Raw genomic sequence first — 13,888 nt, forward strand, 5'->3', positions numbered from 1 at the left:
CGGTGAACCTCCGCCCATAAAAAATCCGGCCATGTGCCGGATTTTTTTATTTCACTCGGGATGACGTCAGGGGCAGGGGACGGGCGTAAAGGTGGATTGCCCCTGGCAGCGCCAGCCCATTTCGGCCTGACGCATCTGCCACAGATTGTTGCTGCGAAACAGGGTCAGGATATAGAGGATGTCGCTCCTTTGGCCGTCGAGGGCCACCGAGAGCACCAGATCGTTGTCCAGCTGCTGGGCATGGATACGGGTAGGCACGTCTTCATGGCCGACGAACCGGCGAGCCACCTCACGATAGTCGTTGACCCAGCTTTGCTGGCTGCTGCTCGCCTGGCGGATCTGCTGGTTGAACTGCTGCACCGGGGTGGATGCCAGACGCCCGAACAGGGTCTGTGCCCCCGCATGAGCCGCCGCGACCGTCATCAGAACAAGCGTGGTAATGAGCCCAAGTTTTTGCATGAGAGAATGCATTGAGAGAGTCCGGATTGAAACGACTCCTGTATGACAACAGAAAAGCGGACTTGGTTCAATCTCGCCCCGGTCAGGGTGGGCGCTGGCCCCCCCTGACCGGTTCAGTTGCGCTGCAGCGAGAAGGTGGGCAGGGAGAGATGCCAGTAGATGGCCGCCACGCGCAGGCCGAATACCCCCAGCATGCTGATGAGCATGGCGCTCACCCTCTCCATTCCGACCTCCAGTGACAGGGTATAGAGGATGCCCCCGAGGATGCAGGCGGTGGCGTAGATCTCCTTTTGCAGCACCATGGGTACCTCCCGGGCCAGGACGTCCCGGATCATGCCACCCGCCACCCCTGTCATGGTCCCCATGAGGACGGCAATCAGCCCGGAGGTGCCAAAATTGAGCGCCTTCTGGGCACCAATGACCGTAAAGAGCGCCAGCCCGAAGGCATCGGCCACCGGCAACACATACCAGGGCATGCGGCGGGGCAACTTGACCATCCACATGCCGATGAGCGCTGTGGCGATCACTACCCAGATATAGAGGGTGTCGCGCACCCAGAACACCGGGGTCGCCCCCAGGATCATGTCGCGGATGGTGCCGCCGCCGATGGCGGTCACCGCGGCCAGCACCATGACACCGAAACCGTCCATCCTGAGCCGCCCGGCCACCAATACCCCCGAAAACGCGAATACCGCAGTACCAAACATGTCGCTGATGTAAACAATCTGCTCAACCAGAGTCTGCATGGAGAACAACTCACGTCCAATAGATGATGGGGCGGCGATTTTAGGGGCAAGCCGTGGGGATGAACAATGGAGGAGTGCAAAAGTGAGAGCCAGCGCCGGTTTCTGGATACGTGACCTGGATGGCCGCCTCGCCTTGTCTGGCGCGGGATCCGCCCCTTTGCCCATGGGCTGGGTGCGCACGGCGGGAAAAAATCCCGAATTTTTCCTCAAGGGTGTGGGATTGAGGCCGATATATAGGTTAGGCGGCGATTACTGCCATAAAGGCAGAAAAAAGAAATTAAAGTCTCACGAAAAGACGCCGTTAACTAAACATATCAGGCACAAAACAAAAGAAAGCCTGAGTGAATTAAAGATAAATTTTAATAGCTTAGGAGAAAAGTCATGAGTCTGTATATCAATACCAACGTTTCATCGCTCAACGCTCAGCGTAACATGATGAACAGCACAAAATCCCTGGATACCTCCTACACCCGTCTGGCCTCCGGCCTGCGCATCAACAGTGCCAAGGACGATGCGGCAGGTCTGCAGATTTCCAACCGTCTGACCTCCCAGATCAACGGTCTGGATCAGGGCAACCGAAACGCCAACGATGGCATCTCTGTTGCCCAGACTGCGGAGGGTGCCATGGATGAAATCACTTCTATGTTGCAACGTATGCGGACTCTCGCTCAGCAGTCTGCCAACGGCTCTAACAACAAGGATGATAGAGATGCTCTGCAGGCTGAATACAAGCAGCTCTCTACCGAGATCAATCGTGTTGCCAACGACACCACCTTTGGTGGACAGAAACTGCTGGCTGGGGACTATAACGGTACCTTCCAGGTGGGTGCAGATGCGGGTCAGACTATTTCCTTCAAGATGACCACCGCCTTTACCATGTCTGGTATTGCCGATGCGACGAAGGCTAATGCCAGCGTCACAGCGATTACAAGTACAAATTCAACGGGAGCAGATGCATGGGTTGTGGCTGTTTCAACAGCCAGTACATCAAAAGTGTCATGGGCTGCTATTGATGACATATCAGGCTCTACAGGTTCCAGCGCACAGATTGCAATGGCTAATTTGGATTTCATGATCCAGGCAGTGGACAGCAAACGTGCTGAACTTGGTGCTGTGCAAAACCGGTTCGATTCCACTATTCGCAACCAGTCCAATATCTCGGAGAACGTCAGTGCTGCTCGCTCGCGCATCCGTGACGCGGATTTCGCAACCGAGACCGCCAACATGACGAAACAGAACATTTTGCAACAGGCTGCCTCTAGCATCTTGTCCCAGGCCAACCAGCGCCCGCAGTCTGCGCTTTCCCTGCTGCAAGGCTAAGTTTGCAACGTCTGAGAAAAAAAAAAGGGCGGTTGTTCAGGCCGCCCTGGTAAACAAGATGGAACAATGGGGTGTTCGGAATTACGCCTTGTTCTATCGAAAGAGAAGTTCTCTTCTTGGTATACCCCTCGAGTGTTGTGCAGATCGTTCACTCTGTCATCCTCGAGGTTGTTCTCCTGAGCGTAAGCTCTTCTTTGGCCGACTTTGTCGGCCTTTTTTATGGGCGCCAGAAACCTGACAGCAAAAATAAAAGCATAATTCGTGCCAACTAATGTGACATCCTTGGGCTTTATGAAGGGGAACAATAGCACAGAGAAGAAGGGGTGGTGCTCACGGCTTCTACTGCCATTTCCGTCTCGAGCGGACAGTGCTTGCCACTTTGTTGAGCATTGCGGCAATAAATTTCCTAAAGCTTCCGATGGGGCTGCCGTTACAGAACATGAAGCAAATTGAGGGGTGTTCGGAAATCCAGCATTTGCGCAACTGCGGGTCCTATGTCCGTTCAAACAGAGGACCCGCCAGATGAGACAGACCGTTCAATCTGTCCATCTGAACGGTGGGAACCGCGTTGTCTATGACATCTGCAGGGCCCGCAGTTCCTTGTTCATCAGGAGATCATTTTTATGGCCATGTATATCAATACCAACACTTCATCACTGAACGCCCAGCGTAACTTGATGAACACCAACAAATCACTGGACACTTCCTACACCCGTCTGGCATCCGGCCTGCGCATTAACAGCGCCAAGGATGATGCAGCGGGTCTGCAAATCTCCAACCGTTTGACTTCCCAGATAAACGGTCTGGACCAAGGCAACCGTAACGCCAACGACGGTATCTCGGTCGCCCAGACTGCCGAGGGAGCTATGGATGAAGTCACCTCCATGTTGCAACGGATGCGAACCCTAGCGCAGCAATCTGCAAATAGTTCAAACAATGCTGATGATCGGGATGCGTTACAAGCGGAATACAAGCAACTGACCACAGAAATCAATCGCATCGCAGGCGATACCACTTTTGGGGGGCAGAAGTTACTGAGCGGCAAGTACGAGGGGTCTTTCCAAGTGGGGGCTGATGCCGGTCAGACCATCTCCTTCAAAATGACCACAGCTTTTACCATGTCCGGTATTGCCGATGCGACGAAGGCCAGTGCCAGCGTCACAGCGATTACAAGTACAAATTCAACGGGAGCAGATGCATGGGTTGTGGCTGTTTCAACAGCTAGTACATCAAAAGTGACATGGGCTGATATTGATGACATATCAGGTTCTACAGGTTCCAGCGCACAGCTGGCAATGGCTAATTTGGATTTCATGATCCAGGCAGTCGACAGCAAGCGAGCAGAATTGGGGGCGGTACAGAACCGCTTTGATTCAACCATTCGCAACCAGTCCAATATCTCTGAAAACCTGAGTGCAGCGCGCTCTCGTATCCGCGATGCGGACTTCGCGACCGAGACCGCCAACATGACCAAGCAGAATATCCTGCAACAGGCGGCTTCCAGCATCTTGGCGCAAGCCAACCAGCGGCCGCAGTCTGCACTGTCCTTGCTCGGTTAATGGGCCTTAGCAAGCACAATTGATATGGGAGAGAAAAGATGACAACTGAACTTGGAAACCTGTCATCTACCAGTGGTGCTTCCGTACAGCTAAGTGACAAGAGCGGCCAAGTGGCCGCTCAATCACTTTCTGGTGTAACGGAATACACACACAGGGGCGAGCAGCAAGACAAGCAAGAACAGGCCCAGTTGGTACAGCAGAGCGACGCTGACCTCAAAAAACAGGTACAGAACTTGCAGGAGTTTGTTCGAGAGCAAGGCTGGACCGTGAACTTCAGCATGGAAAAAGAGCTGGAGCAGGTAGTTATCAAGGTAGTGGATGCTGATACCAGAACGGTGATCCGTCAGATCCCCAGCGAAGAGCTCATTGCTATCAACAAGCGGATCCAGGCTTTGGTGCAAGGCGAGGCGGGGGCCAACCCAAGGGTTGGTTTGCTGTTTGACAGCGAAATATAAGCCGTTTACGACGAATGAGGAAGCTAGACAATGGCAACGATAACATCAGCAGGGGCTGGGTCTGGAATCGATTTGGAGAGTGTGATCTCTGCCAGCTTGAACGCCAGAAAGGCACAGCTCCAACAACCGATTACAACCAAAAAGACCAACGCCCAGATCACTCTTTCCGGGGTGGGCCAGTTGAAGTCTGCGATTGCTTCTTATGTCACGACCCTCAAAGAGATGGCAAAGACGGATGCATTCAACAAGCGCGCCATCAATATTACCCAGGACAAGGATGACCCCATCCTCAAGGTGGAGAGCAAGGCTGGTGCTTCCAATGGTCAGTACAACATAACTGTCAATAAGTTGGCGACGACCAGCAAGTTTGAAGGAACCTTTGACAGTTCGACCACTCCGCTGGCAACGGAAGACGGCACCCTCACCTTTACCGCTGGAGACAAGAAATTCAATGTAGAGGTGAAGGCTGGCGATTCCCTGCAAACAATTCGTAAGAAAATCAATAATAACGGTGACAATTTTGGTTTGACTGCCAACATCATTAATACTGCGGATGGCAAGGCCAAGCTGGTGATGGATTCAGGTGTGAGCGGTACCGGGAAAGATCTGCAAATTACGGGCAGCACCGCGGGCATGACCAGTTTTGCTTCTTCCCTAACCAAAACTCAGAGCGCCAGCAACGCCGAAATCACGGTTGATGGCAGCCCTCTCAGTAGTGATACCAATACGTTTGATGGCACCATCATGGGGTTGAAGGTGACTGTGCTGCGTGAATCGGATAAAGACACTGATGGGAATGTAAAGTCCAACAAGGTTGATGTCACCACGGATAAAGATGGCATCAAGTCAATGATCAAGAGTTTCATTGATGGCTACAACACCTTGGTCAGCAAGGCAGATGCGTTAGGCAAGCGTAACAGCATTGTTGCCGGTCAGAGCCAGGATGATGGAGGGGCCTTGGCTGGTGACTCAGTGACTCGGAGTGTCGTGAATCAGATGAGCAGTATTCTCATCGCCCCATCTGACAACTCGAATGTGTTTGATACCATTTTCCAGCTTGGGATAAAGATGGATAACAAGGGAGTGCTCTCTCTTGATAGTGAAAAATTTGATGAAGCATTGGATAAAAACTTCGAGCAGGTAGTTGCAATTTTTGGTGGCGAGAAAGGGGTTGCTGGCCAACTGGCCACCTCTTTGGAAGACTACTCCAAAACGGGTGGGTTGCTTGCTCAACGAGAAGACTCTCTCAATTCTGATTTGCGAACGCTGGCGCAAAAAGAGTCAGATGCCACGGCACAGCTGGTGAAATACGAGGCCAGTTTACGGGCTCGTTATGGTGGTCTGGATACTTTGCTTGCCAAAATGAACCAGTCGGCATCCTATCTAAGTCTTATTAATACCTCTAACTCATCATCCTGAGTTGTATTTTGGCGCTTCCGAGTGAGGAGGAAAAATCATGTATCGCAAAAATATCAAAGCTTACACAACCCAAAGTCTTCAAGCTGAGATGGCTGTGGCTGATCCTTATCGTGTTATTCAGTTGATGATGCAAGGCTGTATTGAACGTGTTGCTCAAGCGAAAGGGGCAATAGAGCGCAGGGATTTTGAAAATAAATCTATTGCAATTTCCAAAAGTATGGCATTGCTTAACGGTTTGCAGGACGCGTTGGATCTTTCATACGGTAAAGTACCTGAGGATTTGTTCTCACTTTACGATTATATGAAGCAACGCCTATTGGACTCTAGTCGTAATATGGACGTAGTACCGTTAGATGAAGTAAGTACACTAATGATTACAATTAAAAGTGGTTGGGATGCTATCCCAGAAAAAGAACGCAAACAGGCTTTGGAAAATAAGGCCACTATATGAGCAAGTACAGTCTCTTGTCTGCATTGAGTCATCAGCTTGAACAGGCCATCTTGGCTCAGGATATTGAGTTGGCTCATCAAATTGAAGATAAACGCCTTTGCATATTGAAAAGTATTATCGATGCCGGAAATATATCAGAGGGCATTGTTAGTGTAGCGGCTACAGAGTTAGAACGAGAAAGTAAATTGCGGTCATTAGTCGAAAGTGAAAAATATAAGCTTGAGCAACAAATTAAAAATCTCCTGTCCGCAGAAAAAGTAAGTAACATATATAAGGCAAACTCAAGGTAAGCAGGTTTAATATGGACTTCGAAAGCAAGATAAACTCTCTGGAAGTTGAACTAGGACGCCTGCGCGCTCAACAAGAACAAGAGCAAGCGATGCTGGAAGTGCTTCCGACTAGGTTTGAAATGAATATGGCCGCATTCGAAAAGTATGTTCCAACTATATATGAACAATTCAAGTCATATAATCCAGAGAGGGGGTTCAGTTTTTTTTGCGGTGAAAATGGCATTCCTAACTTGCGCTGGAATGATTCGAGCATGCCATTTTATGGTGACGATCCTTATCAAGAATGTAAAGATCAGATTGGACGAGTTTTAAACAGTCCAGGGTCTATTCAGACGATAGAGTTTTCAAAAGAAGATAATCCAATCGATTTTATTCATGTGGATTACATGAATAAAATGATGAAAGTTCGGGATGTTGCGTCTGAAAAACTGATGCCAATCAGCAAGGTCGGGACAGATATCCCCCTGATGCTTATGTTCGGAGTTGGACTAGGGTATCAATTATCTTACCTATATGAACAATGCAGTCCTAGAGTTCTCTTTGTTATTGAACCGAATTTCGATCTTTTTTATGCATCTTTATTTACATTTGACTGGCACACACTGCTTGAACATCTCAATGAAGTAGGGCTCAGTATTCATATTTTTCTTGGGCAAAAAAAAGATGAAGTAATACAAGATATTACTGCTGCCTCGGCAAAAGTAGGCTCCTATCTTTCAGCCGCAAGTGTTGGTTTCTGGCACTATAAAAGTGATGAGATAATGGACCTGATTGCTAGAACTAAGCAGGAGTTTTTCTTCTTGACAAGTGGGTGGGGCTTTTTTGATGACAATGTTATTGCCTTGTCACATTGCGTTGAGAATATAAGAAAAAATATTCCTTTTCTTGTCAAAGGAAAGTCGTTGGATGATAAATGGAGAAATACTCCAGTTTTTATAATTGGTAATGGGCCATCTCTTGACTTTGCTATAGATAAATTAAGAGCCTGTCAAAACCAAGTGATTTTACTAAGTTGTGGTAGCGCACTATCTTCACTATATAAGGCAGGTATAAAGCCTGATATTCATGTACAGGTTGAAAGAACTAAGATTATACCTGACTCACATTTATTATTAAAAGATGACCAATACTTAAAAGGAATAGTTTTTTTAAGTGTCGATGTCATCCATCCTGATTGTGCCAAACAATTTGATAGAATTGGTTTGGCTTTCAAGCCATTTGAGCCTGGCCTCTCTCTTATTAATATGCATTTTTCGGTTGCACGTACTAGAGACATTCTTAGTTCAGCTAATCCATTAGTAGGGAACACCGGCTTGGCAACTGCATGTCGTCTAGGTTTTAGAAACATATATTTATTTGGTGTTGATAATGGATATAAGAGCAATGCTCATCACCACTCTAAACTCAGCTTTTATTTTGATGATAAAGGTAATCCAAAAGAAAAATTATCTGTTCAGGTAAATAAAAAAAGCAATCATCTTGTGCCTGGTAATTTTGGTGGTGAAGTTGAAACAACAAATATGATGATAACGTCAAAAAACGTTATGGAAAATCTTATTAAGGCACATGCGGATGTCAATTTCTATAACTGTTCAGATGGCGCTAAAATAAGAGGGGCTGTGCCGAAAAAAATAGATGACGTCTCAGTTGGTGATGTTGAGTGTGATAAAAGCAGCCTATTAAATCACATTGCTAACGACATATACAAACCTATGAATATAGATATCGAACAATTGAATGGGAATTTTAATGTAGAGTTGTTTAATGACTTTATTGATTTGTTTACGCGAGACTGGAATAAATGCTTCTCGACTAGGGAAGACATTGTATCGAACATGATGCAGGTTCGTGATTACCTTCTTGCGATGAGAGTTCATGGTTATGAGCATATATATAGATGCTTGAGTGGTTCAATCAATTATTCATTTAGTGTCATACTTTCTACTCTGTATAGATTTGAAGCTTGTGATTACTTATACAAAACAATAAATGATATTATAAAAATCATGGTGGAATACTTCTCGGCTATGAAAGGTAAATATGTTTATGCGCTAAGTAGTGTTGATAGAAAAGAACATGGGCTATTTGAATGCTAACATTTAAAAGTACAAAGATTGTACAGATCTAGTTATCACCTGACACCGGCCTCAAACCGGTGTCTTGTTTACTCTGAATCGCCCCTACTTTCCTAGACACCTCAAGAGCCTCAAACTGAGGTCATTCAGGAGGTGTTATGAGCAAACAGCAATGTTACACGGAAGAATTCAAATTTGTAGTGGTCAACTAAATCCGGACACATAGTTAAGCCGCTTTTCGGCTTCTGCTGGCGCTATCCCATCATTGTGTTGATGTGGGCGCCGCCAGTTGTAGTAATCCATCAGGTAGTAACTGATATCCCGCTTTGCTTCCCGCAGGCTCATGTACCCCGTGGTCGGAAGCCATTCCGTCTTGAGGCTCCTGAACAGTCGCTCCATCGGCGCATTGTCCCAGCAGTTGCCGAAATGCCCGGCTGCTATATTGGCTGCCCTGGTCGGAGTGAAACAGCACACCGGATGGGCAACCCCGCTGCTGATAGGCCATCTCCAGTGCTCTGATTGCCAGCTCTGCATCAGGCTTGTCAGACATCGCCCAGCCCACGACTCGCCGGGTATGAAGGTCAAGCACCACTGCTAAGTAATGCCAACGACCACCCGCCCAGACGTAGGTGATATCGCCACACCACACCTGATTGGGTTGCGGAACATCAAATTCGCGGGCCAGCAGCTTCGGAATATCCGGTCGTTCAGAGCATGCAACCTTATAACGGTGTGCGCCCGGCTGTTTGGATGCCAGCCCAGCTTCCTTCATCAGGTTACGGACTTTGAATCGGCCAATCTGATACCCCAGCTCTCGCATCATCCACATCAAGGCGCGGCTGCCTGCGGAATCCCGGCTCTCTTTGAACAAACGGCGCAACTCGCTGCGTTGTTTCATCCGCTCACGGTTAATCGTCCGCTTGCGGGTTAAATAGTCGTAAAAACAGGAGGTGGGAACATCAAAAGCGCAGCAGACCAAGGTGATGGGGGCTTGCTCCCTTAATCGATCTATCAGCGCGTACGTGTGAACTCGTCCGCCATCAAGAGAGCAGTAGCCTTTTTTAGTATGTCCTTTTCGCGCTCGAGCCGGTTGATACGGGCTTCCAGCTCCTGGATTTTCTGCTGCTCCGGAGTCAGCGCTTTGCTGATTGGGGTAGTGCCACTGCGTTCGGATTGAAGCTGCTGAACCCAGCGGCGAAGTACGGTTTCACCGACATCCAGCGAACGGCTGGCTTCGGGGACTGAATACCCCTGGTCGACCACCAGGGATGCGGCTTCCAGTTTGAACTCGGCAGTAAATGAGCGACGCAATCTTGTCATTGAACACCTCAGATTATGGTGGCGACTCTACCACCTAAAATGGTGTCCGGGATGATTAGACCACTACAAAGATGTGTTTGCATGAGGCGCTAGGGCGCCTCATGCAACAGGTAATTAGGACAAAGCCTTAGGAAACCAATGACCAGGCCAGGGGCGTGCCGGCCTGAATATCCTGGCTGGCACGGCGCCCCAGCAGGGAGGGAAGATGAACCGGGGGCAACCCGTGGGCAGGCCGGATGGAGCGCACATTACGGGACGTGAAGGTATCCCCCGCTTTCATGTCCTCGCAGACGAAGAGGGAGCGGGCAAATTGCCGATTTCGCAGCGTCTTGTCGTTGAGTTGGTAGTTGACCACTCCCAGGGCGGCCTCGACTTGCCGGATCCCTTCGACCATATGGGTGAACTCGTCAGGTGTCATGGAAAAGGAGGCATCCGGTCCTCCCAGCGCACGATCCAGGATGAAGTGCTTCTCTATCACGCGGGCGCCCAGGGCGGCGGCGGCCATGGCGACAGCCTCTCCCAGGGTGTGGTCGGACAATCCCACCTGGACACCAAACGTCTGCCTCATATTGGGGATAGTGAGCAGGTTGGCCTCTTCCACCGGGGCGGGGTAGGAGGAGGTGCACTTGAGCAATGTGATGTCGTGATTGCCCACGCGGCGGCAGGCCTGCACGGCGACATCGATGTCGGCCAGGGTGGCGATGCCGGTCGAGATGATCATCGGCTTGCCCTTGCTGGCGGTGTACTCAATCAGAGGAATGTCGGTGATTTCAAACGAGGCGATCTTATAGAGAGGGACGTCGAGAGCCTCCAGAAAATCGACGGCACTGGGGTCGAAGGGAGTGGAGAAGAAGATGAGCCCCTCCTTGTGCGCTTCCGCCTGGATGGCGGCATGCCACTCCCAGGGGGTATAGGCCTCCTGGTAGAGCTTGTAGAGGGTGGTGCCATCCCAGAGGGTGCCCTGATTGATCTGGAAGTACTGATTGTCGCAGTCAAGGGTGATGGTGTCGGCCGTATAGGTCTGGATCTTGATGGCATCGGCCCCGCACGCCTTGGCCGCGCGCACTGTCGCGAGGGCCGTTGCCAGGTCATGGCCGTGATTGGCCGACAGCTCTGCAATGATGAAGCATCGATTCGGATTGATGACGTTAGCCATGGCTTGGGTCATGGATGTTTCCACTCCTGTTCAGTGATCCCCATGAGCACGAGATCGACATAATTGGTTGTCTGGGGGCGGCTGACGGCCTCTCGCCAGGCGCCTTCATGGCGAAAGCCGGCTCGCATATAGGCCTGGATGGCTCTTTCATTGTCGGCCGCGACCTCGAGCTTGAGGGTGTGAAGCTGGGCGACCTCGAAGGAGAGCCGATTGACGGTGGCCAGCAGGCGGGCGCCCAGCCCCTTGTCGGGGCGAAAGGGATTGCGATAGATCCCGAGCCAGCCCAGGCGGTTGTGCCAGTCGAGCCGATGCAGTGAGATGACACCGGCAGACCCTTTCTCGTCCAGGCAGAGATAGTTGACGTTGCGAGTGTCCTCAGACTGACGCGCCATGAAGGTGAGATGTGCCTCCAGGCTGATGTCACCACCACTGTTCATCCAGCGCGCAATATCAGGATGGTTTCGCATCTGCCAGACGGTGACTACTTGCTGCTCGTCCAGCATGGCGAAGGGGATGAGGTGGATCCCGGCTAGATTGAAGCGCTGCTGCAGCACTAGGCCTGGTTGAGCCATGCGAGTGCCTCCAGAGTGCCGTTACCTGCCATGAGTGCCTGCAATCTGTGCGCCCGTCTGGCACGCTCGTCCGATACCGCCAGCCTGGACAGCCCCAGCTCCAGGCGGGAGAGCAAGGCCGGATCATGCCACCATCCCCCAGAGAGAAAGGCATCAGGGCCGCACCAGCCCGCCAGCTGGTTGGCCTGGTTGTCGGCGACGCCGATCAGCATGCCAGGCAAGCCACAGCGGGCGAGCTCATAGGCCGCTTGCCCGGCTGCGCTGATGGCCAGATCGCAGTGACACATGAGATCCGCCATCTGGGTGGCGTCGAGGTTGTGATGTTGCTGGCATCCCCGCAGGCGGGGATCCGGTTCCCGGTTGACGACGTGCAACTCGGCATCCGGGGCGTGCTGGTGCAGCAAGGCCACCAGACTCGGCGTCAGGTCGCGGATGTCGGTTCCCCCCATGATGATCAGGATGCGCTCGATGCGCTCGGAGACTCGAGTGCGAGGAGGCACGGACCAGAACGGGGGGCGAAGGGGCTGCCAGCCCGGTCCCCACCGCCAGGTGGCGGAGCCGGATGGGGTGCCCGGGGCGCCGGGGCAGGCGTGGATCACCAGCCCCTGGGGGTAATCCAGCCGTTCGGTGTCATCGAGGTACATCACTCGCACAAATCCCGCTGTCATGCTCTGCAGCGTCTCCAGACTGGCCGAGTAGGAGTCGACGATGGCGACCGCCTGTTGCGGGGGGATGGATTGCTGCTGCCAGCGACCCCAGCTGACGGACTCCCCTTCGAGCAGGGTGCTGGCAAGCGCATCGCCGTCCACCACCCAGTGGACGGCGCCCCCCTGTTGTCGCCAGGCCTGCGCATAGGCGCTGCAGCGGCTGAGGTGACCGAGACCACGGGCCTTGTCCCCTTCACTGAAAATCCACAGTGGCAGCACTCAGCGCACCTTGAATACCGGCTGGATGGGTTCGCCGTCCAGAGCCTGATGGATGGCCTTGTCCGCGTCCAGGCGGATAAGCGCCGGCAGGACCTCGGCGTAGACGGCCAAGAGGGTCTGGACATCCTCTTCGCCGTGGGTAAGGTTCAGGTTGTGACTGCCGAGGCTGAGGATGCCCCGCTTGCACAGCTCCTGAATGAGATTGATTTTGAGCAGCCATCTCGGGGGGCTCAATCGCTGGAGTAGGGTATCGAGTCGACGTATTTTCTTAATCATGGAATGGGTCGTGAGATAGCTCACATAACTCAACCTGCAACTAGTCCTCTCTTCACGGTATATGTGCAAGGACAGAGTATTCTCCGATGTTGTAGGGAAAAAATAGAAAGTCATTATGCCATATTCTCCTGCTGGAGCAGTTGCCACAGCAGTTCAGCTCTGTGCCAATCAGCAGGGGTGTCAATATCTTGTACGCGATGGCTAGGTAGCAGTAATGGACTGGCATGAGGACCAAATAAGACTTGTTGCTTTAACCAAGCTTCTGGAGTACCCCAGTAGAATTGTCCCGCATCATGCAGCACTTGTGGCAGATCCTGGGATCGGATAGGGAAGCACTCAGGAAACAGCATCTCAACTCCTTGTCCGGATTGTATGAACCCACGGTAAGGAGAGTAATCAAAGGCGGTGGCACTGAAAACAAAGTCGTGGCCGCCCTTTTGAAGCATCGCCAGTCCCTTGAGCATGTCCTGTGCCTGGATGAAGGGCGCTGTGGCATATAGACAGCATACAGGACCGAGCTGCCATTCCTCTTCTCTTGCCCAGTTGATTGCGTGTGCAATTACTTCTTGGGTTCCCGCATGGTCATCGGCTAAATCAGGAGGGCGGATAAATGGTACGCTTGCACCGTACTGAAGAGCAACTTCTGCGATCAGTTCATCATCGGTTGAGACGATGATTTGATCAAAACAGCCCGCGTCCTGTGCAGCTCTAATTGAATGCACAATCATAGGAACACCAGCAAAAGGACGGATATTCTTACCCGGAATGCGTTTGCTTCCTCCCCGAGCAGGGATGATGGCCAGGGTCTGTGCTGTGGTCATAGGAGTTTCCATGTCATCGAGGTCGTGCTGTCGAGAGTGATAC

15 protein-coding genes and 1 pseudogene are annotated in these 13,888 nt (G+C 51.3%); 8 read left to right on the plus strand and 8 right to left on the minus strand.

What is annotated here, in order from left to right; all coding sequences use genetic code 11:
• Positions 1-66 precede the first annotated feature (66 nt).
• Entirely contained in the window at positions 67-459 is a 393-nt protein-coding gene (locus J9885_RS05620; protein WP_043761519.1) for a hypothetical protein, read from the minus strand.
• A 113-nt stretch (positions 460-572) separates the two neighbouring features.
• The gene (locus J9885_RS05625) at positions 573-1,205 is read right to left on the minus strand and encodes a trimeric intracellular cation channel family protein (protein ID WP_210548383.1); all 633 of its coding nucleotides are present in this window, start codon (positions 1,203-1,205) and stop codon (positions 573-575) included.
• On the opposite strand from J9885_RS05625, the gene J9885_RS05630 reads away from it, so the two are divergent.
• From J9885_RS05630 to J9885_RS05665, 8 genes are all read left to right on the plus strand, one after another.
• On the plus strand, positions 1,204-1,590 hold the full coding sequence (locus tag J9885_RS05630; protein WP_210548384.1) for a hypothetical protein: 387 nt from the start codon (positions 1,204-1,206) through the stop codon (positions 1,588-1,590). The two genes, J9885_RS05625 and J9885_RS05630, sit on opposite strands and share 2 nt — an antisense overlap.
• The gene (locus tag J9885_RS05635; protein WP_210548385.1) at positions 1,587-2,525 is read left to right on the plus strand and encodes a flagellin; all 939 of its coding nucleotides are present in this window, start codon (positions 1,587-1,589) and stop codon (positions 2,523-2,525) included. Before J9885_RS05630 ends, J9885_RS05635 begins: the two co-directional genes overlap by 4 nt.
• A gap of 623 nt (positions 2,526-3,148) precedes the next feature.
• On the plus strand, positions 3,149-4,084 hold the full coding sequence (gene flaB / locus J9885_RS05640; RefSeq protein ID WP_210548386.1) for a flagellin: 936 nt from the start codon (positions 3,149-3,151) through the stop codon (positions 4,082-4,084).
• 38 nt (positions 4,085-4,122) lie between these two features.
• Positions 4,123-4,539, plus strand: a complete 417-nt coding sequence (locus tag J9885_RS05645; protein WP_210548387.1) for a flagellar protein FlaG — start codon at positions 4,123-4,125, stop codon at positions 4,537-4,539.
• Positions 4,540-4,569: 30 nt separating this feature from the next.
• On the plus strand, positions 4,570-5,958 hold the full coding sequence (fliD, locus tag J9885_RS05650) for a flagellar filament capping protein FliD (protein ID WP_210548388.1): 1,389 nt from the start codon (positions 4,570-4,572) through the stop codon (positions 5,956-5,958).
• A 37-nt stretch (positions 5,959-5,995) separates the two neighbouring features.
• The gene (gene fliS, locus J9885_RS05655) at positions 5,996-6,409 is read left to right on the plus strand and encodes a flagellar export chaperone FliS (RefSeq protein ID WP_128343407.1); all 414 of its coding nucleotides are present in this window, start codon (positions 5,996-5,998) and stop codon (positions 6,407-6,409) included.
• Complete coding sequence (locus J9885_RS05660; RefSeq protein WP_210548389.1) at positions 6,406-6,699, plus strand: hypothetical protein; 294 nt, start codon at positions 6,406-6,408, stop codon at positions 6,697-6,699. Before fliS ends, J9885_RS05660 begins: the two co-directional genes overlap by 4 nt.
• Positions 6,700-6,710: 11 nt before the next feature.
• Positions 6,711-8,795: a 6-hydroxymethylpterin diphosphokinase MptE-like protein gene (locus tag J9885_RS05665; RefSeq protein ID WP_210548390.1), complete on the plus strand. Its 2,085-nt coding sequence runs from the start codon at positions 6,711-6,713 to the stop codon at positions 8,793-8,795.
• A gap of 183 nt (positions 8,796-8,978) precedes the next feature.
• On the opposite strand, the pseudogene J9885_RS05670 reads toward J9885_RS05665, so the two are convergent.
• The 6 genes and pseudogenes from J9885_RS05670 to pseF form a co-directional block, all read right to left on the minus strand.
• A pseudogene (locus tag J9885_RS05670) lies at positions 8,979-10,094 on the minus strand (IS3 family transposase).
• 127 nt (positions 10,095-10,221) lie between these two features.
• Positions 10,222-11,262 (minus strand): pseudaminic acid synthase, encoded by a 1,041-nt coding sequence (pseI, locus tag J9885_RS05675; protein ID WP_210548391.1) that lies wholly within the window; start codon positions 11,260-11,262, stop codon positions 10,222-10,224.
• Positions 11,259-11,822: a UDP-4-amino-4,6-dideoxy-N-acetyl-beta-L-altrosamine N-acetyltransferase gene (gene pseH, locus J9885_RS05680; protein WP_210548392.1), complete on the minus strand. Its 564-nt coding sequence runs from the start codon at positions 11,820-11,822 to the stop codon at positions 11,259-11,261. Before pseH ends, pseI begins: the two co-directional genes overlap by 4 nt.
• Positions 11,804-12,748, minus strand: a complete 945-nt coding sequence (locus J9885_RS05685) for a hypothetical protein (protein WP_210548393.1) — start codon at positions 12,746-12,748, stop codon at positions 11,804-11,806. The genes pseH and J9885_RS05685 overlap by 19 nt, the downstream gene beginning before the upstream one ends.
• Positions 12,749-13,024 (minus strand): hypothetical protein, encoded by a 276-nt coding sequence (locus J9885_RS05690; RefSeq protein WP_210548394.1) that lies wholly within the window; start codon positions 13,022-13,024, stop codon positions 12,749-12,751.
• Positions 13,025-13,137: 113 nt separating this feature from the next.
• Complete coding sequence (gene pseF, locus J9885_RS05695) at positions 13,138-13,845, minus strand: pseudaminic acid cytidylyltransferase (RefSeq protein WP_210548395.1); 708 nt, start codon at positions 13,843-13,845, stop codon at positions 13,138-13,140.
• Positions 13,846-13,888: the final 43 nt, after the last annotated feature.

Origin of the sequence: Aeromonas sp. SrichE-2G (assembly GCF_017939565.1) — a bacterium.
GTDB classification, from domain to species: domain Bacteria; phylum Pseudomonadota; class Gammaproteobacteria; order Enterobacterales; family Aeromonadaceae; genus Aeromonas; species Aeromonas taiwanensis.

Excerpts from the sequence above, each read along its gene's own strand:
- J9885_RS05620 (WP_043761519.1), bottom strand. The coding sequence starts at position 459 with ATGCAAAAACTTGGGCTCATTACCACGCTTGTTCTGATGACGGTCGCG.
- J9885_RS05630 (WP_210548384.1), top strand. The coding sequence starts at position 1,204 with ATGGAGAACAACTCACGTCCAATAGATGATGGGGCGGCGATTTTAGGG.
- J9885_RS05625 (WP_210548383.1), bottom strand. The coding sequence starts at position 1,205 with ATGCAGACTCTGGTTGAGCAGATTGTTTACATCAGCGACATGTTTGGT.
- J9885_RS05635 (WP_210548385.1), top strand. The coding sequence starts at position 1,587 with ATGAGTCTGTATATCAATACCAACGTTTCATCGCTCAACGCTCAGCGT.
- flaB (WP_210548386.1), top strand. The coding sequence starts at position 3,149 with ATGGCCATGTATATCAATACCAACACTTCATCACTGAACGCCCAGCGT.
- J9885_RS05645 (WP_210548387.1), top strand. The coding sequence starts at position 4,123 with ATGACAACTGAACTTGGAAACCTGTCATCTACCAGTGGTGCTTCCGTA.
- fliD (WP_210548388.1), top strand. The coding sequence starts at position 4,570 with ATGGCAACGATAACATCAGCAGGGGCTGGGTCTGGAATCGATTTGGAG.
- fliS (WP_128343407.1), top strand. The coding sequence starts at position 5,996 with ATGTATCGCAAAAATATCAAAGCTTACACAACCCAAAGTCTTCAAGCT.
- J9885_RS05660 (WP_210548389.1), top strand. The coding sequence starts at position 6,406 with ATGAGCAAGTACAGTCTCTTGTCTGCATTGAGTCATCAGCTTGAACAG.
- J9885_RS05665 (WP_210548390.1), top strand. The coding sequence starts at position 6,711 with ATGGACTTCGAAAGCAAGATAAACTCTCTGGAAGTTGAACTAGGACGC.
- pseI (WP_210548391.1), bottom strand. The coding sequence starts at position 11,262 with ATGACCCAAGCCATGGCTAACGTCATCAATCCGAATCGATGCTTCATC.
- pseH (WP_210548392.1), bottom strand. The coding sequence starts at position 11,822 with ATGGCTCAACCAGGCCTAGTGCTGCAGCAGCGCTTCAATCTAGCCGGG.
- J9885_RS05690 (WP_210548394.1), bottom strand. The coding sequence starts at position 13,024 with ATGATTAAGAAAATACGTCGACTCGATACCCTACTCCAGCGATTGAGC.
- pseF (WP_210548395.1), bottom strand. The coding sequence starts at position 13,845 with ATGACCACAGCACAGACCCTGGCCATCATCCCTGCTCGGGGAGGAAGC.